The 26789-nt window shown below is 41.3% G+C and carries 35 protein-coding genes; 26 read left to right on the top strand and 9 right to left on the bottom strand.

Going from position 1 to position 26789, the window contains the following annotated elements; translation table 11 throughout:
• Positions 1–88 precede the first annotated feature (88 nt).
• From CL42_RS02070 to CL42_RS02035, 9 genes are all read right to left on the bottom strand, one after another.
• Positions 89–520, bottom strand: a complete 432-nt coding sequence (locus tag CL42_RS02070) for a hypothetical protein (protein WP_035264493.1) — start codon at positions 518–520, stop codon at positions 89–91.
• Complete coding sequence (locus CL42_RS02065; protein ID WP_035264492.1) at positions 520–738, bottom strand: helix-turn-helix domain-containing protein; 219 nt, start codon at positions 736–738, stop codon at positions 520–522. The genes CL42_RS02070 and CL42_RS02065 overlap by 1 nt, the downstream gene beginning before the upstream one ends.
• A gap of 88 nt (positions 739–826) precedes the next feature.
• On the bottom strand, positions 827–1378 hold the full coding sequence (locus CL42_RS02060; RefSeq protein ID WP_035264491.1) for a hypothetical protein: 552 nt from the start codon (positions 1376–1378) through the stop codon (positions 827–829).
• Positions 1379–1508: 130 nt separating this feature from the next.
• Positions 1509–2975 (bottom strand): hypothetical protein, encoded by a 1467-nt coding sequence (locus CL42_RS02055; RefSeq protein WP_035264489.1) that lies wholly within the window; start codon positions 2973–2975, stop codon positions 1509–1511.
• 30 nt (positions 2976–3005) lie between these two features.
• Positions 3006–3827 (bottom strand): PD-(D/E)XK nuclease family protein, encoded by an 822-nt coding sequence (locus CL42_RS02050; protein ID WP_035264487.1) that lies wholly within the window; start codon positions 3825–3827, stop codon positions 3006–3008.
• Positions 3824–4093, bottom strand: coding sequence for a hypothetical protein (locus CL42_RS02045; RefSeq protein ID WP_035264485.1), 270 nt, complete (start codon positions 4091–4093; stop codon positions 3824–3826). Before CL42_RS02045 ends, CL42_RS02050 begins: the two co-directional genes overlap by 4 nt.
• Positions 4094–4095: 2 nt before the next feature.
• On the bottom strand, positions 4096–4284 hold the full coding sequence (locus CL42_RS16965; RefSeq protein WP_155756944.1) for a hypothetical protein: 189 nt from the start codon (positions 4282–4284) through the stop codon (positions 4096–4098).
• Positions 4285–4493: 209 nt separating this feature from the next.
• Positions 4494–5195: a hypothetical protein gene (locus CL42_RS02040; protein WP_155756943.1), complete on the bottom strand. Its 702-nt coding sequence runs from the start codon at positions 5193–5195 to the stop codon at positions 4494–4496.
• A 4-nt stretch (positions 5196–5199) separates the two neighbouring features.
• Positions 5200–5889: a S24 family peptidase gene (locus CL42_RS02035; RefSeq protein WP_035264484.1), complete on the bottom strand. Its 690-nt coding sequence runs from the start codon at positions 5887–5889 to the stop codon at positions 5200–5202.
• 103 nt (positions 5890–5992) lie between these two features.
• Here CL42_RS02035 and CL42_RS02030 point away from each other — a divergent pair, with 103 nt between their 5' ends.
• The 26 genes from CL42_RS02030 (at position 5993) to CL42_RS01910 (ending at position 26751) form a co-directional block, all read left to right on the top strand.
• Positions 5993–6184, top strand: coding sequence for a hypothetical protein (locus tag CL42_RS02030; RefSeq protein ID WP_035264481.1), 192 nt, complete (start codon positions 5993–5995; stop codon positions 6182–6184).
• Positions 6185–6192: 8 nt separating this feature from the next.
• A complete protein-coding gene (locus tag CL42_RS02025; protein WP_035264480.1) occupies positions 6193–6510 on the top strand; it encodes a hypothetical protein in 318 nt (105 codons plus the stop codon).
• Positions 6511–6573: 63 nt separating this feature from the next.
• Positions 6574–7380 carry a DNA cytosine methyltransferase gene (locus CL42_RS02020; RefSeq protein ID WP_035264477.1) on the top strand — a complete coding sequence of 269 codons (807 nt, stop codon included), beginning with the start codon at positions 6574–6576 and terminating at the stop codon, positions 7378–7380.
• A gap of 62 nt (positions 7381–7442) precedes the next feature.
• The gene (locus CL42_RS16425) at positions 7443–8330 is read left to right on the top strand and encodes a hypothetical protein (RefSeq protein ID WP_155756942.1); all 888 of its coding nucleotides are present in this window, start codon (positions 7443–7445) and stop codon (positions 8328–8330) included.
• On the top strand, positions 8323–8937 hold the full coding sequence (locus CL42_RS02010) for a hypothetical protein (protein ID WP_035264474.1): 615 nt from the start codon (positions 8323–8325) through the stop codon (positions 8935–8937). Before CL42_RS16425 ends, CL42_RS02010 begins: the two co-directional genes overlap by 8 nt.
• Positions 8934–9185, top strand: coding sequence for a hypothetical protein (locus CL42_RS02005; RefSeq protein WP_035264471.1), 252 nt, complete (start codon positions 8934–8936; stop codon positions 9183–9185). The genes CL42_RS02010 and CL42_RS02005 overlap by 4 nt, the downstream gene beginning before the upstream one ends.
• Positions 9182–9697, top strand: a complete 516-nt coding sequence (locus tag CL42_RS02000; RefSeq protein ID WP_035264469.1) for a RusA family crossover junction endodeoxyribonuclease — start codon at positions 9182–9184, stop codon at positions 9695–9697. Before CL42_RS02005 ends, CL42_RS02000 begins: the two co-directional genes overlap by 4 nt.
• 11 nt (positions 9698–9708) lie before the next feature.
• A complete protein-coding gene (locus CL42_RS01995) occupies positions 9709–10137 on the top strand; it encodes a hypothetical protein (RefSeq protein WP_035264467.1) in 429 nt (142 codons plus the stop codon).
• Positions 10134–10394 carry a hypothetical protein gene (locus CL42_RS01990; RefSeq protein WP_035264465.1) on the top strand — a complete coding sequence of 87 codons (261 nt, stop codon included), beginning with the start codon at positions 10134–10136 and terminating at the stop codon, positions 10392–10394. The genes CL42_RS01995 and CL42_RS01990 overlap by 4 nt, the downstream gene beginning before the upstream one ends.
• On the top strand, positions 10394–10543 hold the full coding sequence (locus tag CL42_RS17210) for a hypothetical protein (protein ID WP_171076733.1): 150 nt from the start codon (positions 10394–10396) through the stop codon (positions 10541–10543). The genes CL42_RS01990 and CL42_RS17210 overlap by 1 nt, the downstream gene beginning before the upstream one ends.
• 4 nt (positions 10544–10547) lie before the next feature.
• Complete coding sequence (locus tag CL42_RS01985) at positions 10548–10841, top strand: hypothetical protein (RefSeq protein WP_035264463.1); 294 nt, start codon at positions 10548–10550, stop codon at positions 10839–10841.
• 73 nt (positions 10842–10914) lie between these two features.
• Positions 10915–11214: a hypothetical protein gene (locus CL42_RS01980; protein WP_035264461.1), complete on the top strand. Its 300-nt coding sequence runs from the start codon at positions 10915–10917 to the stop codon at positions 11212–11214.
• Between the two features lie 2 nt (positions 11215–11216).
• The gene (locus CL42_RS01975; RefSeq protein WP_035264458.1) at positions 11217–11447 is read left to right on the top strand and encodes a hypothetical protein; all 231 of its coding nucleotides are present in this window, start codon (positions 11217–11219) and stop codon (positions 11445–11447) included.
• A 3-nt stretch (positions 11448–11450) separates the two neighbouring features.
• Positions 11451–13109, top strand: a complete 1659-nt coding sequence (locus tag CL42_RS01970; RefSeq protein WP_035264456.1) for a portal protein — start codon at positions 11451–11453, stop codon at positions 13107–13109.
• Positions 13106–13558 carry a hypothetical protein gene (locus tag CL42_RS01965; protein ID WP_035264454.1) on the top strand — a complete coding sequence of 151 codons (453 nt, stop codon included), beginning with the start codon at positions 13106–13108 and terminating at the stop codon, positions 13556–13558. Before CL42_RS01970 ends, CL42_RS01965 begins: the two co-directional genes overlap by 4 nt.
• Entirely contained in the window at positions 13551–14177 is a 627-nt protein-coding gene (locus tag CL42_RS01960; RefSeq protein WP_035264451.1) for a hypothetical protein, read from the top strand. The genes CL42_RS01965 and CL42_RS01960 overlap by 8 nt, the downstream gene beginning before the upstream one ends.
• 15 nt (positions 14178–14192) lie before the next feature.
• Positions 14193–15101 carry a phage capsid protein gene (locus CL42_RS01955; protein WP_035264448.1) on the top strand — a complete coding sequence of 303 codons (909 nt, stop codon included), beginning with the start codon at positions 14193–14195 and terminating at the stop codon, positions 15099–15101.
• 80 nt (positions 15102–15181) lie between these two features.
• Complete coding sequence (locus tag CL42_RS01950) at positions 15182–15562, top strand: Gp49 family protein (RefSeq protein ID WP_035264446.1); 381 nt, start codon at positions 15182–15184, stop codon at positions 15560–15562.
• 58 nt (positions 15563–15620) lie between these two features.
• The gene (locus CL42_RS01945) at positions 15621–16181 is read left to right on the top strand and encodes a hypothetical protein (RefSeq protein ID WP_035264444.1); all 561 of its coding nucleotides are present in this window, start codon (positions 15621–15623) and stop codon (positions 16179–16181) included.
• Complete coding sequence (locus tag CL42_RS01940; RefSeq protein ID WP_035264443.1) at positions 16181–18217, top strand: carbohydrate-binding protein; 2037 nt, start codon at positions 16181–16183, stop codon at positions 18215–18217. Before CL42_RS01945 ends, CL42_RS01940 begins: the two co-directional genes overlap by 1 nt.
• A 1-nt stretch (position 18218) precedes the next feature.
• Entirely contained in the window at positions 18219–18671 is a 453-nt protein-coding gene (locus tag CL42_RS01935) for a GNAT family N-acetyltransferase (RefSeq protein ID WP_035264441.1), read from the top strand.
• Positions 18672–18673: 2 nt separating this feature from the next.
• Entirely contained in the window at positions 18674–19078 is a 405-nt protein-coding gene (locus CL42_RS01930) for a hypothetical protein (RefSeq protein ID WP_035264438.1), read from the top strand.
• Between the two features lie 2 nt (positions 19079–19080).
• Positions 19081–21054 carry a hypothetical protein gene (locus tag CL42_RS01925; RefSeq protein ID WP_035264436.1) on the top strand — a complete coding sequence of 658 codons (1974 nt, stop codon included), beginning with the start codon at positions 19081–19083 and terminating at the stop codon, positions 21052–21054.
• Positions 21054–23864: a transglycosylase gene (locus CL42_RS01920; protein ID WP_035264435.1), complete on the top strand. Its 2811-nt coding sequence runs from the start codon at positions 21054–21056 to the stop codon at positions 23862–23864. The genes CL42_RS01925 and CL42_RS01920 overlap by 1 nt, the downstream gene beginning before the upstream one ends.
• Positions 23865–23978: 114 nt before the next feature.
• Complete coding sequence (locus CL42_RS01915; RefSeq protein ID WP_035264433.1) at positions 23979–24161, top strand: hypothetical protein; 183 nt, start codon at positions 23979–23981, stop codon at positions 24159–24161.
• A gap of 64 nt (positions 24162–24225) precedes the next feature.
• Positions 24226–26751, top strand: a complete 2526-nt coding sequence (locus tag CL42_RS01910) for a phage-like protein (protein WP_035264431.1) — start codon at positions 24226–24228, stop codon at positions 26749–26751.
• The last annotated feature ends 38 nt before the right edge of the window (positions 26752–26789 follow it).

The raw sequence follows: 26789 nt of genomic DNA, 5'->3' as shown, positions 1-26789 counted from the left end.
TGGTTTTTTAATGTCTGAATCCATGTAAGCACTATGTAAGCAATCAAAATAAATACGTGTAAGCAGGGCGGACAATAAAAAAGCCTCATTAAGAGGCTTGGCTTTTAAAAATTGGGTGTAAGAAAGTTATTTGACATGGTTTTACTCCACCACCTTCAGGATGTGGATCGTGCCATAGTTTCCCATTTTCATAAATCACCGAATGCATATAACCTCGTGGAGAAATACCATTCACTAAATGTTTTATACCAGCACCAATTGAGATATCACGAACCCAGCTTTCAGAATCATCATTTGGTTCATGAAAACCTAGCGATATAGCTTTAAGACCTTTGCCCTCAAGGAACCGATTAAGATTTTCTTGATACTTTGCACCTTCTACTGGGCATGCAGGTTTTGACTTGTCGCATCCTTCCCAAAAATCAGGGATATCTTCAATATTTAATCCCAATAATGTCGCAAGGGTAGCACCTTCACAATTCCCACCAATGCCTGTTTTTGTCTGCATCACTTTTTTCATCACACACCTACCAAATTCCGAATATCAGTCAAACGCCACTTCGCACCGTTTTTAGTCATCACTGGTTTTAAGTCGCCATTGCCATAACTTGCCCATTTGCGAAGCGTTACTTGTGCATAACCTAAAATCGTTGCTGCATCTTTTGTGCTGACTAATGAAGTACCAGATGCAATCTTTTGTGCTAAAAGCTCCTCAGGCTTCAATACAACTTTAGACATTTTCTACCTCACTTAAACCCACAAACTGAACAGAACACACCACAGCGAACCGTGAATTTTTTACACATAAAGCAATATTCAGTCATATTTAAGTCCTTGCTGGCATTAACAAACCGTGCACACGATCATTAATTTCTATATATGCTGTACCGTTTACTGATGTCGGATAGATTTTCGGTGCAATAAATTTCATGTAAATTGCAGCGGCTTTTCGAAAATCCATAAGATAATCAAAATTGAAGGTTGGAAATTCTTCCGCTGTATAGCGTTCAGGCTTTTGAAAATCTATTTTTTTCACATCTGGGAACTTTCCGTTTATAGGCCTGAAAAGTTCAAATGCATCTGAATACTGAAGAAGCCAAAATTCTTCGCTAATTTCATGGAGGTTCACATAATCAATACGTTCACTTTTACCAAGTTTGCGAATAAGAGAAGCTATGGATTCCCTCGGTATAATTAAATCAATTTCTTCAGATTCTGGTGCATCGCAAATTAAAGCTGCATGACCATGTGTAGCTGAAATTATTCCCTTACCAACATAAACACCTTTTAAGTAAAAACGGACATCTTGTTTGGCTGTAAAAATAAGACATGCTTGTAAATCTTTATAAAGAATAGGATAAGAATTTTTAAATTTCATCACGCCACCTTTTCCCATATCGCCACGACTGCAGCTGCAAAACCAAAAATAATTAACATCACACACCCATAAAAATATTCACGTTTCATACGATCCACTCCTTGGAGTGCGCCCCGAAGGGCGCTTGTGATTAGCCTGTAATCTCAGCTTCACGTTGATCAGCTGCACTTTCGATAGCTTTCTTATCCTCTTCAGTTAATGATCGAGACAAGTAAGGATCGCTTTCAATTTCAGCCCAAACTTGATTTATTTCGTCTTGGGTCTGGCACTTCATGATGCGTGCAATCGCTTTCTCAACTGGTTTTTGCTCTGGTTGACTATCAAAAATGTCTACTTGAGCAACAATTACTTTACGCTCGCTGTATTTCACCAATAGCTCTTGATGATCTTCAGGTGTCAGTTTGGCTTTGTTTTCAGTAACTTTAGGTGCTACAGCTTCAAGTTCAGGAAGTGTTTTAGCCTCATTAATCATCATGGCTAACCCACCTTTGACTTGAGCACTTCTATTCGGATCTACAGTTTCATTCGTTGATTTAGACTTATTCAAATCCTCAATTTTGTTAGTAACCGCATTCACCAGGTATGTTTTATGAGCATCTGTAAGAATTTCATTGCCATTGATAAACGGAATTACAGTTTCTAAATCCTTTGCATTTCCAATCTGAGCGATTCGATCTAAATATTCTTTACGTACTTCAGTTGAAGTAGGTTTTTTTGCCGAAACATTCTTTTCTTCTACATCATTTGACGTTGAAATTTGGTCATTAGTTGCAACATTCTTAACAACATTTTTTTGAATATTAGCTAATGTTGTTGGCTCGTCTTGCGGAGCAGGCTCAGGCGTAATGTCGATAATCGAATCAAGTTCTTCTTCATGTGTGCGTAGACCCATTAATAAGTCAGGCGCATAGATACGACCAAAGAATGATGCAGCACGGTACCGCAACATTTGCTCAGGCATGGTTTGCCATTTTGAACCATTCTTTTGGAACCAACCTTCTTTTACAGCCAGTTCCATGGTGATCGGGCTAGACTCAAGGCGCTCACCAGTTGCTTTTTCAATTACCCATGCTACACATTTAAGATTTTTCACACGGGCAACTTTGTTTGAATCCACAGGCTCACGCTTACGAGTCTCTTTGTTATATTCCCACTCTGTAACTGCATAAGGAATTTCCATTTCCTCATCACCACCAGTGATGTCAAAACGTAATGGGCTATAACGTCCACAGCTGTTAATTGCAGCAATAATAAATTGGCTTGACCAACTTGGACGACCATCAACTAAGTAGAGATTTTGCATAATCATCATTGGATCTGCGCCTAAACGCTGTGCCATATTTAGAGCGATGATGCAGTTAGATACGCCATTTGGATTGTGTTCAGGCTTATATAGCCATTTTTTAGCATTATTGTCATAGCGGTCTTTAACCATGATTGTATTGCGGAAAGCTTCGGGAATAATCGTACTGTTCGCTAAGCTTTCAGCCATATGTGACATAGCTTGGAAGCCACGATATGTATTAAAGCTTGCCTCTACATCATCTGGTTTACGTTGAGTGCGAAGCTGTTCAGTTGTCATCATTTGTGAAGTCATGGGTATATTCCTTATTTTGAAAAAAATTAATTACTTACGAAATTTGCATGTAGAGAAAGCAGGGCAGAACTTTTCACTGCAAAGCATGGATTTTGAGTTGCCAAAAAAGACACCGTTTTTTATGACCTTGGCTGCAAACTGAAGCAGTCCAGGTTCTTCCTCAGTGCCAAGTAAAACCTGAGCTGGTGATTCGATTTCACCGATTCCCACGTGCTGGCCTTTATCTGTTTTTGCGGTGGTTAAGCCATAGATGCGAGATGGTGCTGTTACAGCTTCCTGTAAAGCATGTGCAGCCAGTACGGTATAAATTCCCATTTGCGGTGCATGGCCAACTGTTTTAACCACACCATCACTACCTACGGAGCTTTTACCGGTTTTAATGTCACCAATGCCTAATTCACCTTCGTCGTTTTCATAAATACGGTCGATGGTGCCAGTAAGTTCAATGCCTAGATCTGCAAGGATTAATGATTCGCAACGTACTTCCACACCAATAAACTTTTGAGTAGGTGCAATGTGGGTGATGTACTTATGCATCATTGACTGGCCAATTGATTCAGCATCGTTCTGGTTTAGATCAGACCAATCCACTTCTTCATTCGGCTGCCAAATTTGATGGTGCAGAATTTCTTCACATTCTTCGATTGAAACATCGTTACCCACCAGATTTTGATAGTCCCATTGGGTAACTGCTTCATGAATTGCAGTACCTAAACGAGTACGTGCACCAGCTGGATTACGCTTATTTAATAAATTCTTAGCTTCCCATCGCGCAGGGCAATCAAATAAATCGCTTAGAGATGAAGCGCGGATAGAAACGATATTTTTTTGAGGTGTGACAAATGCGTTCATCTTTTTGATTCCTCATAAGCCATGCCCATATCATGAGCCAAAAGATTCCCTGTTCCTTTATCCCAAACGATGCCAAATTCATTATTTAAATAAAACCGTAATGACTCGTGTTGGCAGGGGTTTAATAAGATTTCAGCACCTTGATCTACAAGCCAGTTTGCAAAATCTTCAAGGTCATTTTTATTGGATAAAACTCGTCTTTTTGAATATTTGGCATTACTGCTGTATCTAGCACGAAGCTTTTGCCATTCATTTTTTGTAGACATGATCAACCCCCAAAAATCAAAGCGATAAGGGAGCTAACCAATAGCCAGCAGATCACAGCCATTACAGTGAATATTGAAAACTCTTTAATATTTGCGCGGATGTAAGCTAGACGAGTTGTCGTCATTTCCGCTGGGGTAGGGTGTTGGTGCAAACGTTTAGACGTTTGACTCTTTGTTTGATTGTGGTTCATACTTATCTCGCTTAATTGCAAAGCGGCATGCCTTCGAACTCATTGCCGCTTTTTTTATTGGGTACGAGATCAGTTTAGTAAACTAAACAAATTGAGTCAATACTTTTGTTTAGTTAAGTGAACTTTTTTATTTTCCCAAACTATTTTGCTTTTTAAAGACAAATAAAAAAACCCACCGTTGGGGTGGGCTGTTTTATTTTTTATGTTTATCAATCAGTAGTTTCTCTTAAAAAGTCTTTCTTTATTGACCACATTTGCTTTGTAGTGTGGTATCTAGGGTTAATTTCAGAAATAACTAAAAACAGCCATTGCTTTCTCTCATCACCTTCCATGTAACTTGTTATGTTTTCTGTCTTTTTGAATGGCATAACACCAATTAAATCACCTTTTTTTATTAAATGATCCCCAGTGTAGTTGGTAGCTGTGTGGGCAAAAAAAGAGGGGTCACCTGCAACTTTAATCATTATTGGTTCGGATGGTTTTTTCATATCCTGCATAGATATGGCGATAACAGGTTTGTCTTGCACTATATTGGTATCCATAAATTTACAAGCCATATCAAATGCAGCTTCATTATCTTTGAAGTGTAATATTTGATCGTTTACCAATTCTTTTTTATTGCCAACCATTACCCACTTTTTTAGTTTTACTAATAGCTTATAACCCCAAGTCATTAATAAACCGATAGGAATTAAATAAAGATATAAGTGAAAAAACAAAAAATCTCTATTTCTTGGATAATAGTCTGGGTCAAAAATTACACCAACCCATCTATCAATATATCTATAGTCATAACCATATCGATATTCAGCAAATACCCACGCTAAATACGAAAGTAGTCCAATTGACAATATTATTAGCCCAACTCTTTGGATTGGTGAGGATGTCCCATATTCCCAAATCTTTTTCATATCATCACCAGCTTTCTAAACTGGATATTTGCCAAACCCAGCCAACAATCTCAAATTGTTGATCAATCATTTCTTGCGCGCTTAATTGTATTTCTGGGTATTCAACTGAATTGTCAGAAACAATGCGAACCCCGCCCATAGGCAGGTTATAAAGGCGTTTAGCCATAAATAAACCACCATGACAAATAGCAAAAATTTTCCCGTCTTTGATTTTTTTACGAGCTAAATCCAAGTGAATTGTGTCCCCATTTTTAATGGTTGGACTCATTGAATCGCCGATTGCAGTCGCTGCCACGGCATTCTCTTTTGTAATGGATAGGTTCCTGAGTGTTGCTTTAGACATTCTTAATTTGCGTGTTTCATTAGCGATAGCCTCGCCAATAGAGCCGCCGCCACAAGCAAAAGAAAAATCTTTAAAGAATGGAATTTCAATCTCGTCATCATCAAGCGGGGTATTACTATCCCACGGCTCGACTTGTGTAAATTCAGGGGTTTGATTGCCTGTTAAAAGCCAGTTTTCAGAAGTTTTTAAGGCTTGCGCTAATAAAATTAATCTCTTACCTGTTGGGTTGTTTACCCCACTGATCCAGTTAGTAACTGTCCCTTTACTGGCACCAGTAGCGGCAACTAAGTCTTTATGTTGTAAACCCAGCTCAAACATACGCTGAGCAATTCTATCTGATGTGGTTTGCATAATGATTAAGCCTAATGTTTGTTTAAAATACTAAACAAAAAAATTGACATATTCCTAAACTTATCGTTCAATAAACTAAACAAAGTTGTTTAGGTAAATAAACATGACCGTGGATGATTTACGGGCTTTCTATAAAGCAAAAAGTGATGCAGAGCTCGCAAGAATTCTTGGGCGTGATCGCTCTGTAATTAATTATTGGCGAAAAGGTATCCCTTTAAGCACTCAAGCCGTTTTTGAAATTTCAACAAAGGGGGAGTTAAAAGCAAATATTGCCCCTTTGCCTGCAAATTCTTAGGTGAGCCTATGTCTGAAAAGCTTACTGAAAGCATCACTTTTAAATGCACGTATGAAGAAAAGCGTGAATTTGAAGCGATAGCCAAAGCCGAAAAAACCGATGTTTCTAAATTAAGTCGTGTTTGCATGAATCAAAAAATCTCGGAAGTGAGGGAATACCTAAATTCTCTCAAAGCCTTTGCACGTCTTACCACAGAAACAATAGATACAGACTTTGCGCTGACAGCGCAGCCACGATTGATTGATGTAACACCAAAACATTCAGGCGTGAAAAAAGCCCAACTGTGCGACCAGTTGAGCCTTTTAGCCGTTCACTCAGAAAAGTAAACGAGGTTGGAAACCGATGATGAATTTAACACGAAACAAATACTTATTGAAAGGGGGGAGCTAATGAATGAGTTGGCTCTTTTCGCAGGCGCTGGTGGCGGAATACTCGGATCGCATTTGCTTGGATGGAAAACCGTGTGCGCAGTTGAACGTGATGCCTACGCAGCACAAGTTTTGGCGCAACGACAAAATGATGGAATTCTCCCGTCTTTCCCAATTTGGTCTGACGTGTGCAGTTTTGACGGAAAGCCATGGAGAGGAATTATTGACGTTATATCTGGCGGATTTCCATGCCAGGACATCAGTTCGGCAGGTAAAGGAGCTGGAATTGATGGAGCAAGATCAGGGATGTGGGCCGAGATGGCTCGAATTATTGGTGAAGTACGACCGAAATTCGTGTTCGTGGAAAACTCACCAATGCTTGTTTCAAGAGGACTTACCCGAGTCATCGGTGATCTTGCCCAAATGGGGTATGACGCAAAATGGGCACGTTTTTCAGCATCCAATTTCGGAGCGCCCCATCAACGTGACCGAATCTGGATTGTTGCCAACACCAGTGGCATCAGATTGGAAGAGAAATGGATCACCAGCGGATTACGCACGAAAGTCACCGACTCTAGGAGCGATTGTTCAAATGTATCCAACCCCCAAAGCTTCAGATGGAAACAAGCGCGGAAAGGTAAGCAGTCATCATCAAAACGGATTAGCGGGAGCAGTCAAGAGTGGACACGGTGGTGGTGTGTTGAACCCGAATTGGGTCGAGTGGCTGATGGGGTGGCCCATCGGGTGGACAGACTTAAAGCCATTGGGAATGGACAAGTTTCATACGTGGCTAAGAGCGCATTCGAATACTTGAGGAATGATAAATGAATACTGCAAAAGTAATTCCATTTCGCAAGCCTCAAGAGAAAATACAAGAGGCTGGATCAAACATGTATAGCAATAAGTTCGAACAAGGCTATGTAATGTCTAGTCGCTTGTATCGTTACGAGGTTTATCCGTTCCTAAGTGATGCGGCTAGAAATGTTTATGCGGAATTAGAAAACCGTATCAATGGACATAATAAAGAATCTGATTTTGTTAGCTACTCTCAATTGCAGGGTGGTGATCTTGAAGGTTCACGAAAAATGGGGAGAACAACAGTATCTAACGCTCTGCAAGAGCTTATTAAATTAGGTGTTATTACGGTCACGGCTAATGGCAAACAGGGGATGAAATCTTACAGATTAAATGAAGTTTCCCTCAAAGATCAGTTCACTAACAAGACTAGTCCTACTACAAGACTAGTCCGCAAACAAGACCATACTAGTACAGCTAGTGAACCAGTAACTAGTCCTGTAACAGGACACACAATAGATAGATCTATAGAATCTTTAGAAGAAGATAATAATAAGAAATTCACCGCACAAAGCCGTGCACTGAATTTCGTTGAATATCACCCACAAGATCGAACAGCGATTTCATTCAAAGACCTTTGCGAAAAATATCCAGCTGTAGTCGATTTTCACGATCAAGCCAAAATTAGTTATCCAAATCATTCAAGTGACCGCATCTTTGAAAATCTCAAAGCTATGGCGCAATGGTCTTTGGATAAATCAAATCACACGCCGCAAAAGTGGATGTCGATCTGGTTGACCACGTTCATGAAGAATTTGAGAACTGATGCTGAAGAACAGGCTTATCAGCAACGTCAAAACAAACCAGCTCAACAGAAATCGAATACTGCACAAAAACCGCAAAGTCGATTCGGACACTTCCTACAACCAAACCAACAGCAAAACGAAATTCGAGATATCGAGGGGGAATCACGCAATGTCTGAACCTCAAAATTATGATGTGGCTTTGTTTGAGAGCGCTTTTGAAGTCACTTTTCCAGTTGAAATAGCGCAGAGAATGCTCGCAAAAATGGAGGGTCTATTCGGATCTGAGTTTGATCGAGTACACGGTAAAACCGATTCGAATCTTTTGATCGAATTACTACGTGAAGCGCTTGAAGGCATCACACCGCAACAATTGAAAAGCGGTTGGGACCGTATTCGATCTGAACGTTGGTGCCCAACAATCGCAGGGATTAGAGATTTATGTCTCATCGATGATGACTGGTGGTCGGCTGAATTGGCTTGGGTCAAAGCAATGAACTTTGAAGCCGATCAAAACTCTGAAATCACAATCATTGCGAAACACTCACTCGATGATGTACGTCAAATTTTGAAAGTTGAGGGGCAAAAGGCAGCACACAGAGCATTCATCGAAATCTACAAAGACAACGTGACTAACGCGAAGAAATCTAATCGTGTTCAAGTCATGTATGTAAATCCCAAAAAGACCGAGAGAACTAAACAACTTACGAACGATGAGAGAAATCGTAGTGGCGTGCCATGTCCACCAGAGTTATTGGCGAAAGTTAGAAGGGGGATGCCAGTATGAGCACTACTCAGTCACATGGATATATGTTTGAAATTACGATAGAAATTTTACTGTTTATAACCTGTAGAACAAGCAAAACATACGTGCAAGATATCATGGATGAAGTTGTTTCAGGTGTGAGTGCTAGAACTGTTCAAAGGTATCTAAATTCGCTGCAGAAGCACGGATATATTCAGGGAGATAACCAACTGCCACAAGGCTTTGTTCCAACTTTGAAATCTAAACAAACATTTGGAGTGGGCTTATGACAACACTTCGATGGAGCGAACAACAGCTACAAGCGCACTTAAAAGCACATCAAAACCGATCAGGCTTAGCGCGTGAGCGACTTAAACAAGAAAATCAAGTAAAGGTACAGCAAGCTAAGAAAAACGCAATACAAGCGAATTTAGAGCGAAATACAGACTATGACGAAAATCAGGTTTTGTTTTGTGAAATCGCTGCAACTCCACCAAGTGTGAATCACTACTGGGAGCGTCACGGTAAAGGCATGAAATTGAGTGATAAAGCACGTCAGTTTCACGCCGTGATTAATGCGCTTATACCAGCTCTGAGACTCACTACACGTTTAAAACTCGAAGTGACTTTTCATTTTCCAACCATGCAAAAACGAGATATCGATAACCATTTGAAAGCAACTATCGATTCTTTAGTGAAGTGTGGATTTTGTGAGGATGATGAACAGTTCGACGAGCTTCATGTAAAGCGTGGAAGCGTCGTCAAAGGTGGCTTAATTCGTTTGAAAGTCTGGGAACTTTAAGGGGAATAAATATGGATATGACGGTTGATTCTGTAGCGTTTGCCACTGATCCTCGCGCGCGCGCGCGTTTTATTAATCAAAAAAATAAAAAGACGGTTAAGGAATTTCGCGTTAAACAGCGTGGATATAAGCGTCCAGACTTCAACCGTATGATCTTAGATTTGTGCAATCACTTTGGTTGGACGCATGAAAAGATCGCATTCATTTTGCCCGTGTCTGGTGCTTCTACAGTCTCAGAATGGGCGAGAGGTGGCATTCCAAATTATGACAACGGCGCGGCATTTATCGAGCTGTGGCAAACGGAAACAGGCATTGAGCGATACCCGCGTGAAGGGGAATGGCAGACCTACAAATACAAGTTAGGTCAGTTAGATATTTTTGAAGACGGCGGTCTATGTGACCAAGTGATTGATGAGTTGGATCGGGAGATAGGATTGTGAAATCAGTTTGTATTATTGCTAGTGATAACGTGGTGATTGATGGTGATGTGGTTTTTATAGATCAGGAGAAATTTGGGTCTGAAATAGTGGTTTATCTGCCGCTCGGCATTGAGAATTTCAAGATAATACAAAGAGGATTGCATGTTTTTGCCTACGGATTACCGCCAAAAAAAGGATTGAAACTAAAACTACTTTGGTTTTGGCACATGGTTGTTCTGCGTAAATCACACGTGTATTTAACAGGGGCGCTTAGATAATGCCTCCTGATTATACCCATATCGAGAATGACGGTACGCCGTGGAAGTACGATAACAATGAGTGGTTCTTTTGGCGTGATGGCTTTGGTTGGATTCAGTATGTAGGTCAAAAGCCTACGAGTTTTTATAATAAGTTTCGGGAGAGATAATTGAATGAATATCTGTATTGAAACACCTGACAAAGAAACATGGGATAAGGCTCAATTGGCTTGCTTTGAAAATGGATGGGATTGGGAAGGTGAGGAATGGCCCGAGTGGGATCATGATCTTCAAAAGGATGTATGGAAATCATCTCCTGAGTTTTCATTAAATCATGAAGGTTGGCATGAAGATGTTAGTCACCTATGTGTCATGGATGGCGTTCTGTGTGTAAATTATATTGGGGATGGTGATCCAATTGAGGATGGTTTTGTTCTAAAGACCATTGATGAGATAAGTCGTAAATAATCACCCAGCAAACCATAATCAATAACCCCTCAAATTAGCCCTATCGGACAATAAACAACGATAGGGCTTTTTTATGTCTCGCAAACTTCAAACACCAGGTGCAACTGAACCCGAATTAACACCAGGTGTAACTGAAACCGATCCAAACGGCGAAAACGTTTCTAATGAAATGTCTACCAATCCTGAATCAACTGAATCTCAAGATACAGCTGAACCAATTCAGATCAATGACGTACGTCTAGACCTAATTCTTGAAAACCAAAAACGCATCGAATCAAAACTCGACCAATTGCTTAAAGCTGGTGGTGTAGAAGCGAAGAAGAAAACACGTTGGGTTCAAGGTAAACACGGCTTAGAGCAAAAGGAAATCTAATCATGTGTGGTGGCGTAGTAGGGAAAGTCATCGGAACGGTGACAGATGCAGTTGGTCTTACTGATACCAAAGCAGCGTCAAAAGGGTTCGATGCTCAAGCAGCAGAAGCACAAGCGAAGAAAGAAGCGCAATTGGCTGAGAACGATGCTAAGGCGCAACGTAAGAAACGTAAAGCCTCTGATGTGCTTGCTTCAGCAGAAGAAAACGAAAAGAAAACAACATTAGGCGGTTAAGGCATGAGTGAACTAGCAAAACAGCTATGCAAACGACTTGGAGAAATGCGTTCTGAGCGCGCCAAGTACGAGTCGCATTGGACTGAGTGTTACAAGTTTGGTGCACCTGAGCGCCAACAATGTTTCAGTGGTGGCAGTGATTTAACTGGCACACGTGAGAAACAACGTGCTGATTTGCTAGATTCAACTGCTGCAGATTCTATTCAAACGTTTGTGTCGAATTTAATTAGTGGTACCACACCAGCGAATGCAATTTGGTTTAAGGCTGTACCTGATGGTATGGACGATCCAGCCGAATTAACTGAGGGTGAGCACTGGTTAGAGCAGGTTGCACAGTTCATTTTCCGTAACATCCACGGCGCGAATTACGATTCTGAAATCTTCGACGTGATGATTGACTTTGCGATTGCTGGTTGGTGTGTCATGTACCAAGACATTGATCGTAAGAAAGGTGGTGGATACGTATTCCAAGGATGGCCAATTGGTGAGTGCTTTATTGCATCAACTCGTTCAGATGGCTTAATCGATACTATTTTTCGTGAATACACTAAAACTGCAGCACAGATCGTCAATGAGTTTGGGGGGCACAAGGTCAGTCAAGCCGTTCAAGATGCATTTAAAAACCGTCCTGATGATCGTTTTAAATTACTGCGTGTGATTCAACCACGTGATGTTAAAACGCCGTTAGATGGCCGTCCATTGCTTCCAAAGAATATGCCTTTTGCTTCATATCATTTGGAAGTAGACAGTAAGCATATGCTGAAAGAATCAGGCTACAACGAGTTCCCATGCGCGGTACCACGTTTTAGAAAAATACCTGGTTCAGTTTACGGCGTAGGGATTATGTCAACCGCATTACCAGATGCAAAGACAGCCAATACATTGATCAGAGATACGCTACGCAGTGCTGAAATCGACATTCTAGGTATGTGGGTAGCAGAAGATGACGGCATTCTAAATCCTCGTACAGTGCGCTTAGGTGGTGGGAAAATCATTACAGCGAACAGTACCGATTCATTGAAGCGCTTAGATTCAGGTCGAGGCTTCGTGGTTGGGGATGGTCTACTTGAAAAAATTCAGTCAGGGATACGCCGTAAATTATTGGCTGATGGTCTGACTCAACACTACAACACACCGCCAACTGCAGCTGAAATCTATGCGCGTGTAGACATGATTCGTCAGCAATTAGGTCCGTTGTATGGACGTGCACAAGCTGAACTACTAGTTCCACTTTTAGAGCGTTCATTTGGGCTTGCTTATCGTGCTGGTGTGCTTGGAGAAGCTCCTGAAGAACTTGTCGAGCGTAATCTTTCTTTCAAATTTATCTCACCTTTGGCACGTGCTCAAAAGCTTGAAGAAGTCTCAAGCATCGAGCGTTTGATGATGTCACTCAGTTCAATCATTGAAGTAGATCCAAACACTCTAGACAACGTTGATACAGATGCGATTCCTCACGTTATTGCAGCTGGTTTAGGTGTGCCAACGTCAATCATGCGAACGACTGAAAAACTTGAGGCATATCGAGAAGAGAAGGCCCAAAGACAACAACAGGCTCAAGCCCAAGAGCAAGAAGCAATCATGGCTCAACAAATGACTGGTGCGGTTGCTCAAGGTATGGGTAAAGGGTTAGAGGCTCAAATGGTAAGTGAGGCTGTTCAATGATTGGTTTTTTCATAGCAATTTTAACGGTAATGCTTTTAGTCAAGGGCGTAATCATCCGTCAATTGATCCAAGAAAACCGTTTAAACAAGCGCAATGCTGAATACTACAAAGCCAAGCTTGATGAACATTCAAAACCTTTCCAGCAGTTGCTTAACGAAGAAGAAGCCAAAGATGAACGTGGGTATCACTTCAAATGGCGTCAAGTTAAGAAACCTACGTCTATGACCTATCGATTGCATTTCGATATGAGTGGAGATGGTCAACGAATTTTAGAAGAACTCACTTCACGATTTAAACGAAATGTTTTTACCGATGATGAGCGTGAAACGTGTCGCCGTATAGGTCGTGCGGAGGTCGTTGACTTCATCATCAACCGAATTAATACAGCCAATGATCCTCGCTATAGCGAGCAATTAGAAATTGCACATATGGAGCAAAACAATGAATGAATCACAAACAACAGACACAACGAACGTACCAACAACTGAACAAACACAAGCGCCAGTTGTGGACACAACAACTACAGAAACGCCTAGTGCGGATCAAAACAACCAACAGCAACAAGCTGAAAACAATCAAGTACCGACACCAGTTGATGTACCTGAATCAGCTGATGCCTATTCAGTTGAGATTGATGGCTTTGATTTTGATGCTTTCAAGTCGGGTAATGCCGAAGTGCTTAAATCCTTTCACGCTGAAGGTATGACCAATGCTCAAGTCACGGCGGTCGTTAAAGCATTTGATGAGCATAACGCCGTGCAGATTGAAGCATTACAAGAAGAATGGGGTACTGATTTTAATGCAAATGTGAATCTAGCAAAGCAAGCCATTGAAGCTTTAGGTTTTCAGGCAAGTGATTTGGATTCACCGATTGGAGCTTTGAAGCTTGCTGCAGCAATTGGTAAGCAAATTCAGGAAGATTTACCGCCATCAAACACACAGCAAAGCGGTAGTGAAACAATCACACAATTAATGATGTCAGAAGCGTATAGCGATGCAAATCATCCTGATCACAAGTCGGTGACTGCGCGTATCAATGCTTACTATGAAAAACAATATCAGGATTAATAAGGGGCAAGTCCAATGGCTCAAGATATCGCAACCAATGGTGGCATGATCTCCGCAGCATTTAAGCGTCAATTCCACGATGCTTTTGAAGTGAAATGTCAACAAACACAATCAGTATTGCAGGTCTTAACGACTGATCGTGGTCAGATTCAAGGTTCATCTTTTACTGTGAATGACCTTGGTACTGTAGAGATGGAGGCAATGACAACACGCTTTGCCGATACTAAATGGTCTGTACCTGAAGCTGGTACTCGCTTAGTAGCTATGGCTGACTATGGATTATTCGTACCGATCGATCCACGTGATGAAGCAAAATTGTCTGCTAATCCTACATCACCTTACATGCAAGCATGTCTCGCTGCAGAACATCGCCAGCGTGACAAGGTGATCATTGCAGCTGCTGGTGCATCAGTTCAGCGTAAAACTGCTGACGGCGAGAGTTATACAAACTTGGCTCTGCCGTCTACTCAAATCATTGGTGCAAATGCTACACCAGTAAATAAAGCGAAGATCGCAAAAGCACGTGCGTTATTTCGTAAGAATCATGCTGACAATGCGCCGTTATACTTCATTTACAACTCTGAAATTCTTGAGCAGATTTTAGTGGATGATGAACTCACCAAATGGGATCGTGACACTATCCAAGCGATTCAAGATGGTGATGTGGCTAAAAAATGGGGTGGATTCATTTGGCTACCATATGAAGACTTGCCAGCAGGTACAGGTTCAACAGAACAGGCGCCAGTTGGTCGTACTTTCGTAGTGGCTAAGGGTGGTATTCACTATGGACGTAATTCGATTTCAAACTTCGATATTACAGTTCGTGGGGATAAATCAAACACCAAACAAATCGGTGGTATCGCATCTTATGGTGCTGGCCGCTCTAACGAACAGAAAGTTGTAGCGCTCGACTTCGTACGTTAATCAGTTTTGGCCTAACACTTTTCAGCAAGAGTGTTAGGTCTTTTTTTATATCAAGTAAATTCAGCTAAAGGATTTTTAAAATGAGTAACTCAGAACAACAAATCGAACAAGAAATTCAAGACAAAGGCCTAAATGCACCACGTTTAACACCTAATCATATTGATTCAATTATTGTTGATCAATATTACTTCACCGCAGCTAATGCGCAGTGGGGTGCCGACCCAAACACAACATCATTAATCGGCATGCACAAGCAGTTGGAGACTCTAACCTTTTGTGTGTTGATCTTGAAAAATGGATTCACTGTTACAGGGGAATCCTCATGCGCAAGTCCTGAAAATTTCGACGCAGAAATTGGTAAAAAAATTGCGTACGAAAATGCACGCAACAAAGTGTGGATGCTTGAAGGATATTTACTAAAAGAAAAACTACATCAATCTAAATTGGATACGCAGTTCTAACACCCAACAAACCTAATCAAAGAAGCCCTCAATATGAAATAAAATTGAGGGCTTTTTTATGACTACAACAAGAGTATCTATCTGCAATCATGCGCTGAGTTTGATTGGTGATCGGGGCATTACAGGGTTTGATGAAAATACAGCAACAGCTGAACGTTGCAGAAGTCTATACGATCAGACACGTAAATCGATCTTGCGTGATCATCCTTGGTCATGTGCTAAAAAACGTACCATTCTTGCGCCAATTACCACACATCCTAGCTTTGGCTATGCGCATGCGTTCCCATTACCACGAGATTTTATTCGTATCATCAGCGCTAATACAGAGTGCTATGAAATCGAAGGTCGTCATATCCTTGCCAACCAAAATCAAATCAACCTCGAGTACATCTTTGATAACGACAATGAAGATGAATGGGATTCGATGCTGGTTGAAGCTATGGCGCTTAAATTAGCTTCGAGACTCAGTAAACCGAATACAGGAAGTGATGCAGCAGGGCAATCAGCATTAGCGGAATATGAGCGTTTGTTACGCCGTGCACGAGCAATCAATGCACAAGAGCGACCTAGTGAAGAAATGCAGTATGCACCATCACGCTACGTGGGGAGTCGTTACTAATGGCTAGACAATGGTTATTAAAAAACAATCTCAGCAGTGGTGAGCTATCTCCATTACTCCATACTCGAACAGATATTCAGCAGTATGGAAATGGTGCAAAGACGCTATTAAATGCGATTCCACTTGTTGAAGGTGGAGCTAAGAAAAGACCAGGTACAAGATTCAAGGGTGTATTTGACGATTGCCTTCGCCTAATCCCGTTCATTCCAAATTCAGAAAATGCGTACATGATCATCCTTAAGATCGGTCATTTGTATGTCTATGATCCACGGTCGAATACAACGGTATGGTCAGTAGAAACGCCATACGATACGGCGCAAAAGATCAAAGAAGTTCAATTTGCACATACACGGTACCGCATGTATTTCGTGCAGGGTGAAACACCAGTTTATCGTTTTATTTGTTCTGCAGATTTTACCAATTGGCAATTCAGTCCATTTAACTTCACGACACAGCCTACAGATGAACTCGGATCTTCGCCAAACGTTGCTTTAAAACCATCAGGTACGGATGTTGGTAAAAATATTAGTCTGACCGCTACAGCTTTTCCATCTTGGAACAATGCAGAGCAATACCTTATTGGTGACCGTGTGATTTACATGGGGCAAACATGGCGAGCGATAGTCGACAATAAAAACGCAATACCTGCTGAATCTGCATCACAGTGGGAATTAGTGACAAATGTAGATGCTTCAGTATTCAATTCAAGTCATATTGGTGCAGTAGTCTCTATCAACGGTGGTCAGGTCAAGATCACATCGATCAGTTCACCTACAGTGGTAATGGGTGAAGTCATGGTCAAGTTGAATGCGGATGTACAAGCAATCGCAAAGTCTTGGACTTTGGGATCATTGGCATTTACATCAAGTACAGGTTACCCACGGACGGTTGTATTTTTCAAACAAAGACTGGTATTTGCCAATACAAAAACCAATCCGAATCAGATGTGGTTTAGTTCGATTGGAAATGACGGCGACTTTTTGGAGTCGACTCAGGATTCAGATGCATTTAGCATCGCTTCATCATCTGCTCAGTCAGATAATATTTTGCATCTTGCTCAACGTGGCGGCGTGGTTGCGCTTACAGGTGGCTCAGAGTTTCTGATTAGTTCGACTGGTGCACTCACACCAGCTTCGGCACAGATCGACCAACACACATCATACGGCGTTCAAAAAGATGTACGACCATGTTTAGTCGGTAATGAATTGTTATTTGTTCAACGTGGTGGTGAGCGTTTAAGAGCATTGTCATACCGCTATGAAGTGGATGGTCTGACTTCACCAGAACTTTCAGCAGTTGCACCACATATTTCTCAGAATCACGGTGGCATCAAAGAGATTGCTTATCAACAAACGCCGTATAGCCTTGTCTGGATGGTCTTGGGTGATGGGAAAGTAGCGAGTATCACACTTAACCGTGATCAGGAAATGAATGCATGGTCACTACATGATTTCGGTGCAGATGTAATCTCGATATGTGCCTTGCCAACCAGTACTGGATCAGATCAATGTTTCATGCTCACTGATCGAAATGGCAAAACATTTCTTGAAGAAATCACGGATAGCGCATTGAGTGATTGTGAATTCTTAGTCACGAACTCAACGCTTGATGCAAATATGCAGAAGTTAGTCGATCCGCTCTATAACTGGTCTGAATATGACGGTTATTTTTACAGTGAAGATTATCCCGATGGTGTGGCTACAGCGTTTCTAGGTCAGCCATTTGAGATGGTCGTTGATTTGCTTGCACCTGATTTTAGCCAGGTACCATCAACCATGATGTTCCATAAAATTATGGTCCATGATGTTGTGGTGTGGCTCAATAAATCGATTGGTGGTTATGTCAATGAATATGAGTTTCAGCACAAGCGAAATGATCAATGGGCCTTTCAGAATCAGCCATTTACAGGCTACACCGAAGTAGCACTAAGTGGTTGGATGCCACTGCATGAACTACAAATTAAATTAACACACAACAAACCTCTACCGTTTCACGTTCAAAGTATCTCTATGTTGGCATCAGTGAACGAGAAATAAAATGTATGTACGTGCAGCAGAAGAACGAGACGTTCCAGTATTAGTAGATTTTGGCGAAAAACTTACTCAAGAATCGGAGCGTTTCAAATCTCAAGGGTTCGACACAAAACGTGCGACCCAAGTATTTGAAAAACTAATTGATGAATACGGTTCAATCTTTGTTGTTCTAGATAATGAGTTTGAAGTGGTCGGGACGCTAATTGGTGCCATTGATATTGATTGGCGAACTGGTCATAAGGTCGCATATGAGCATGGTTTATACGTATTACCTGAGTATCGTAAGTCAGGTGCAGCATCAGATTTAATCAAAGCATTCGTTTTATGGTCTGAAATGCATAGTGCTGATCGAATAAGCGTTGGAACTATCACAGGAATTCATGCTGATAAGACTGTAAAGCTTTATGAATCGCATGGGTTTGAACTCACTGGCTATGTATTGGAAAAGGATATTTAACTATGTGTGGTGGTAAAAGCGGTGGATTGATTAGCGATATTTTCAGCAGTGTTGAAAACTCTATGAATGCTGTTCAAACACGTGCTGAAGCGAAAGGTAATGCCAAAACGGTACGCTCAGTAGCACGTGTTGAGGCTGAAAAAGCTAGACTTATGGCAAAAAATAATGCTGGTTCAGCACGTGCAGCAGCGGCAGAAAATGGACTTGATGTTGATGTCGGTTCAGCAGCTGCTATTCAAGATGAATTTATCTCTGATGGTGCTTATAACGCTGCAATCATGATTCAAGATGCAGACAATAACGCTTCAAATATTCGAAGAGCTGGAAGCATACAATCAAATAGCTATGGTTTGAGATCGGCAAGCAGTGCGATTAGTGCTGGTGCACGTGTAGCAGGGTGGAAATAATTATGGTGATGATTCCTCGTTCACAAGGTCGAATTAATTCTAGTCCGCAATTAAGACAAAGCCCCGCATTTTCAGGTCTTTCTAATTTAGGTCAAGCAATAGGCGGTGTGGTTGATGCAAGAAATGAATTAGCCACCAAAGAAGCCAAGGTCAAAGTTGATGACATCTTGACGGTAGAACTATCGGAGCAAGTTACTAAGCTTAAAAACGATGTGGCAAACGGCGCAATGGGTGCAGAAGATGCGAATAAATTATTAAGTGGTTGGTCAGAGAAACGATTTAAAGAAATTGAAAATGATCTACCACAGCATGCACGTCAGGATTTAAAAAACCATTGGACCAGTAACGTCAATCGAAATGGTACAGGTTTTCTACCATTGCAGTTGAGAGCTGATGAACAGCGCGGTTTAAACGTTGCTGATCGTATGACTGAAATTGCGACACGTATGCCACGTCAACAAGGTGCAGAATATTTAAAAAATAATATTTCGACTTTGAATATTCCTGAGCATGTAAAACAGCAACGCCTGAGTACTTACAACACTTCAATGGATCTCATAGAAATTGATAGCCGTATAACTAAAGCGATCGAAACAAAGAACACTCAAGACTTACAAGCTTTGGTAGGTGAACTCGATCAAGGTAAATACGGTTATCTTGATGGTCAGCAAGCACAGCAAAAGAAAGCCCAAGCACAAAGCCGTATCGATGCGATTAATAAACAGGTTGAGGTCGAAGAAAATAAACGAGTGCAAATGGCGGGTAAAGTTTTCGGAGATTTTAAAACTCAAGTTCTCACAGGGCGTATGTTGGATGAAGAGTATTCCTTGAACGTTGAAAAAGCTGTTTCAGGTACTGAACATGAAAGTGAGTTCAAATTTTATAAGCAGCAGTCTAATAATTTTCAGCACTTTAATCAGCTATCCACCACTGAGCAACTCAAGCGTATCAATCAGCAAAAATCTAAAATGGCTAATAGTCCTTCAGCCGATCCAGCTACTGAAGAAAAGATTCTAGGTGTATTTGAATCTCTGCATGCTGAGAAGTTAGAGAATATTAAGAAGAATCCTAATCAAGCTGTGTCAGAGGCTGGTTTAAAGGTTCATACGCTTTCATCTAGTGAATTGCGTAGCAGTCCGAAATCATTTGTCTCTAAATTGATTGATAACGGCGTAAATCAAATTGCGTTGAAAGATGCAAATCTATCAGTACGTCCAATTTCAGAAGAAGATTTACCAGAAGCACGAAAAGCCTTTGAAGCTATGCCAGTGAATGAAAAGCTGAATTTTATCGGTGAATTGATTGGGCAGTCCAAAGGTGTTCAGGATGGTTCATCTTTGTGGGGATCAGCTTTGGGGCAGTTAGGTTCTGGAGATTTATCTTACGTGATGGCTGGTGTAGCGCGTATGAATAACTATAGGTCGACAAAAGGTGAGGACGTTGCGACTGCGATAGTAAGTGGCACACAAGCTTTAAAAAATAAACAATTGATTTTGCCAAAAGATGATTTGCTTCGTCAGGAATTCGGAAAATATGTGGGTACATCTGTCACAGGTACTACAGCAAATATGAGCTTTTCAGCATTTAAATCAATCTATGCTCATTTGACAGAACGTGATAACTACCAGCATAAAGATAAAGACGATATCAATAAAAACTTAGTTTCTACTGCACTCAGTATGGCCACTGGTGGTGTATATAAACAAAACGTGAAATATGGTCAATCTGATTGGAAAGTCTCAAAACCATATGGCATGGATGATACAAATTTTGAAAGCCACTTAGAAAAAGGCTACAACACGATAGCCAAGCAAACAGGCTTAAGTGTTGCTGAATTACAAGACTTACGTTTACGCCGTTCTGATAAACGTTCAGCACGTGGTGAAATTCAATATGATTTGATCAATGAGCGCGGAACCCCATTAATTGTTAATGGTGCAATTTGGCGAATCAACCTGAATGGAGTAACTAAGTAATGAGCAACTGGTTATCTGAATTTGCAGGCGAAGAACAGCGTCAAATTGATGAGTTAAACTCCAAGGGTCTTGCACATAAACCCATTGAGCAACCGAAAGAAGTTGGATTATTTGATGGTGCTGTTAGTGCGCCTTTTCGTGGTATGGCTGCTGGATTTGCTAAAGTTGGTGAAACTGTCATGGCACCAGTTGATGCCGTGGTAGATCGTGTATCGCATTCTTTGAGGGATGTACGAACAGAGGAATTTATAGAGCCTTATTCTGTCTATAAAGAAAATAAGGATAAGGTACGTGATGAGCTTATCTATGGATCAATCGATTATCTTGAAGACAAGGAAAATACAGGCACTATTGGGAATATAGCATTTAGCCTTGGTGACTATGCCACACGTGCAACCTTAGGCGGGGCAATTGGTGGTATTGGTGGTGCAGCAGCTGCAACAGGACTATCAGAAACTAATCATGTCTATGGTGATTTAACACGCCAAGGTGTTGATAGTGATACAGCCACACAAGTTGCTTTGACCGATGGTGCGGTTGCAGCAGTATCGACCGTTTTGCCGATGTCTTATGGATTTAAGGGCACAGGTGGATTGATCAAAGATGGATTGCTCTCAATAGGTGGGGCGACTGCTTTATCTACTGCAGGTCAGTATGCATCGAATCAAGCTCTTGAGTCTGAAGGATATGACAAGCAAGCAAAGAAATATGAAGTCACAGGCGAATCAGTAGCAACAGATGTACTTTTAAATACTCTGTTTTTTGGTGCTGGACGCTATATGTCTAATGCTACTCCTGAGCAAAAACATGCTGCACTTGTCGCAAATGAAATGGAGTTTGATAAGACATTAGAGCCAGTAAATACAACTAATCCAATTCAAGAAAACAATCACTATAAAAATTTGGATAAAGCGAAAGCTGATTTAGTTGCTGGTCGACCAGTCAATATTCCTCATGAAGTACAGGGCGAAGAGAAGAAACGTCCAGTCCAATATGAAAATATGGCAATTCCAGCAAACGCTAAATTGATTGCACGCAAGGCACAGCAAGAAGGAATTGATCCGTCAGTAGCTTTGGTTATTGGCCACATAGAAACAGGTGGTCAATTTAGTTCAACTGCTAAAAATCCAACGTCTACGGCGCATGGCTTATTCCAAGTTCTGGATAAGACTTGGAGTAATTTAGGTGGTCGAGATCGTAACAGTGTGGACGAACAAATCCGCATTGGCTTCAAGCATATGAAACAGGCGGAAAGCACGATCCGTAAAAGTATTGGCCGTGAACTGCAACCGCATGAACATTATCTAGGGCATTTACTTGGACCTGGTGGCGCAAGTGCAGTTCTAAAAGCAGATCCAAATACAAAGCTGATTGATGTGGTTCGCAAGTACGATCCAAAGAATGCCAATGACATTGTGGTAAATAATGGCATGCAGGGTATGACCGTTGGTCAAGCTATTGGTAAATGGCGCAGTAAATGGAATCAATTAAGTGCTCGATATGGTGGTACCAATACCAGCACAGCAATGGGGATGGATGGTTCAAGTTATGACTTTGCTTATGAAGTTAAATCACTTGATGAGCTCATTGCATCGAATGATTTAGCTTATGGCGTCAATCCTAATTATCCAAGTGAATTACAACCACGTGACCGTACACGTGAAGCATCACGCCAACAGATCGAGCAAATGGCGAATGACTTAAAACCTGAATGGCTCGGTGAATCTCCAAAGCTGTCTGATGGTGCACCTATTATCGGTATGGATAACGTAGTTGAATCAGGCAACGGACGTACACTGGCCATTGCAAAAGCTTACGAGTCAGGCAAAGCAGATGCATACCAACAGTTTGTTGCAGACTATGCCACATCAAAAGGCATCGATATAACAGGCATAAACAAGCCCGTTTTAGTCCGTACGCGCCTAACAGATACTGACCGTGTGCAATTTGCTCGCTTAGCTAATGAGTCTGATGTGGCGCAATTCAGCGCTACTGAAAGAGCTGTTTCAGACGTTGATCGTTTACCAGACTCATCCATGATTAATTTTAATTCAGACGGATCAGTCAACTTAGATGGTTCGATGGATTTTGTACGTGGATTTATTTCATCATTACCTAAGGCTGAACAAGCTACGATGATGACGGCTGAAGGGCGATTAAACCAAGATGGTAAACGCCGTATTGAATCTGCATTGGTACAGCGTGCATACGGTGATTCAAGTCTAGTAACTCGATTGGCTGAATCTTTGGATGATGATAGTAAAACGGTTTTAAATGCATTGCTTCGTAGCGCTCCACAACTTGCACAGCTCGGTGATTTGGTTAAGCAAGGGGGTAGACATCAAAACACTTTAGCAAGTGATTTAGCACAAGCAGCGCAAAAACTGAGTGATCTAAAGGCCAATGGCCATAACGTTCAAGACTATTTAAACCAAGGTCAGTTAATAGATGATGGACTTACACCTGGTGCAAAACAGTTCTTAAATGTATTTGATCAAAATAAACGAAGTGCTAAAGGGATTTCAGAGAATATTCAATCTGAAATTGATCGTATCGAAAGCATGGGAGATCCGCGACAAGGTTCTTTGTTTGGTGATGGTCCTGAAGAATCAGCGGCTTTGGATATTATTATGCAAAATCCTGATCAACAGATTTCAGTTAGTCGTATGCGTCCAGATGGTGAGATGGAAGAAATCACGATGACATTGCGTGAACGTTTGGATGAATTGGAAGCAGAAGTTAGACAAGCTCAAGAAGACACTTTGGCAACTCAGACGGCGATTAGTTGTGCTTTGCAGTTTGGTGAGTAAAAGTGTGCATACTTTTTAAAATCAATATGTTAGCTGTAAATGGTGTATAATTAAACTGTGGTGTGGGTTATTTGATTCACATTGTTTTTTAATTTACTAATATAAGGAGCTCACATGAGCTATTTAGATATTATCCAATCAGAGCACTGTTACGATGTTACATTCACCAATGACTACGGTAAGCCTGTAACTATTCACTGTATTACCAATTTAAAATTAAATGATGATAAGGAGCAAATGAAGCGTGACTTATCTTATTTATTCGGACGCGGAGTGATTAACTTTAAACCGAGATGATTTACCCAACAAACCCAACCTTAACAAATGCTCAGATGATCAAAATTATCTGGGCATTTTTATTATGAAAGAACAATGTAAAGCCGCCGTAGCCAAAGCACTGGGTAAAGCATCCCTAACGGCTCAAGAAGCTGCAAATATTGATCAACGTGTTATTGATGCTAAAAAAGCTTTAGCACGTAAAGATATTCAAAAATGGCGCAATCTATCCGATGCTGAAAAGTTAGTTAAAGCTGGTGAGTTTGTAGCTACAGATATTCAAGAACAATTAAAACGAAAACATAAAATAGCAGCTCAAGATATTCTCACTCAAAATAAAAACTTAGCTTTACTTGATCATCCAACTTTATCAGCCAGTGAAGTTGTAGACCGAATGGTTGCAGCACACGGAGATATGTCGGGAATTCAATCTTTGGATTCTAAAGCGCGTGCAATTGCATCTATTTACCGTGGTGAGCTAGTAGACTTCTATACCAACATCAAGGGCGGTTTAGGTGTGTTTACCGATGCTGATTTGGTGCAAAAAATTGTCCGTGAGCGTTTTGGTGATAATACTGGTGATCCATTAGCAAAGAAAATAAGCGATAAAATGGGCGAGGTATTTGAAGGGATGCGTGAACGCTTCAACCGTTCAGGTGGTGACATTGGAAAACTAGATGATTGGGGATTACCACAGACACACAGTCTTGAAAAGATCGTTAAAGCCGGGAAAGAAGCTTGGGTAAAAAAGGCAGAAAGCCTGATCAATACTTCAAAATATGTGCATGAGGATGGCACATACTATTCACAACAAGAAATCCGCGAACTGCTTGAATACTCATTCGACACTCTGAGCAGCAACGGCGCAAATAAAACCGAAATTGGCCGTCAGTCCTTTGGCGGTAATTCAAAAGTCACCAGCCGTCATTCAGAAAGTCGTGTTTTACATTTTAAAGATGCAGACGCTTGGCTTGAATATCAGGCAGATTTCGGCGGAATGCCTTTTGTTGATTTAATTGAGGCGCATATTAATGGGTTATCTAAAGATATTGCTATGGTGGAAAATCTTGGCAGTAGTCCTAAAAATTCCATGCGCATTTTGATGGATGCGGCAGAGCAAAAGGACTGGCAAAAAGGTATTGACGCAAACTCTACTGGTAAGACACGTAAACGCGCCCAGACCATGTTTGACGAGTTCACCGGGCAGAACACACCACAATCCGAAGTACTGGCCAATCTCGGTCTTGCATACCGATCTATGAACGTGGCATCCATGTTGGGTGGCACCACATTATCATCCGTCACAGATCAAGCCATGATTGCCAAGACTGCATCGATCCATGGCATTGCCTACCGTAAAACATTTGGCGAACTGATCAGCCAGTTGAATCCGAAAAATAAAGAAGATCGGGAGCTGGCGCACAGCTTAGGTTTGGCCACTGAAGAAATGCTCGGATCTATTGCACGCTGGTCGGATGATGGTCTAACTTCGGTGCATGGCAAGTCACAGAAACTGGCACGTGTGTCGAGTGGTATTGCTTCACAGGTTATGCGTATATCTGGTTTGAATGCACTGACAGCAGCTTCAAAAGTCGGATTTACTAAGATGCTCATGCATAAATATGGAAGCCTTTCACGCTCCAAAGGCTGGAATGATCTTGATCCATTAGATCGTGAGTTGTTAGAAAAAACAGGATTAAACGAACGAGCATGGCAAGTGATGCAATTAGCTGAACCAGTGATTGACCGTAAAGGCAATCAGCTTATGTCTGCTCGATCAATCTACGAAATTCCTGATGATAAGCTAAGTCAATTTGGTGATCCTAAAGCAGTACGAGATGAAGTTGCGACACAATTTCAGGCTCACTTACTTGATGAGCAAGGAATGGCAGTGGTTGAGGCTGGATTGCGTGAACGTACATGGATGAGTGCAGGGCAAAAAAAAGGTACGGGCATGGGTGAGCTGGTGAAGTCCATGCTTCAGTTTAAATCATTCCCAGCAGCATTCCTTATGCGTCACGGATCACGTGCAATGAGTAGGGAAAAGGGTACTTCAAGAGCCATGTATGGAGCATCTCTTTTTATTATGACAACCATGCTAGGTGGACTTGTTGTGCAGCTTAAAGAGCTTGCAAACGGCAATGATCCATCTACCATGTGGGATGAAAATGATCCTCAAAAAGGCATTAACTTTCTAACACGCTCAGCGGTTCAAGGTGGTGGTTTATCCATCCTTGGGGATATTCTTGTAGCTGGTACTGACACCAGTGGTCGTAGTGCTACAGATTTTATGGTAGGTCCTTTGGGTTCAGATGCTAAAGCTGTGCTAGGTTTGACTGTTGGAAACTTTACTCAATACTATGAAGGAAAGGATACCAATGCGGCGAATGAGGCATTCAAAGTTATTAAAAATAAAATCCCTGCTCAAAACCTTTGGTATACAAAAGCAGCAACGAATCGTATGATTTTCGATGAGATGCAGGATATTATTGCACCAGGTTATAGAGAAAAATTACTTCGTAAAGCTGAACGTGAACATGATCGTACGCGCTTTTGGGGTGATGATCTTGGTGATATTCAGATGCCTGATTTTGAGCGTGTCGTGCAGTAAGTAGGACACCCAATTAAGCTCAATTTAACCCCCTGTAT

This window comes from Acinetobacter sp. Ver3 (genome assembly GCF_000632455.1).
GTDB lineage: Bacteria > Pseudomonadota > Gammaproteobacteria > Pseudomonadales > Moraxellaceae > Acinetobacter.
Note: the sequence above shows the minus strand (reverse complement) of the source record. Positions and strands in the feature narration are given on the sequence as shown.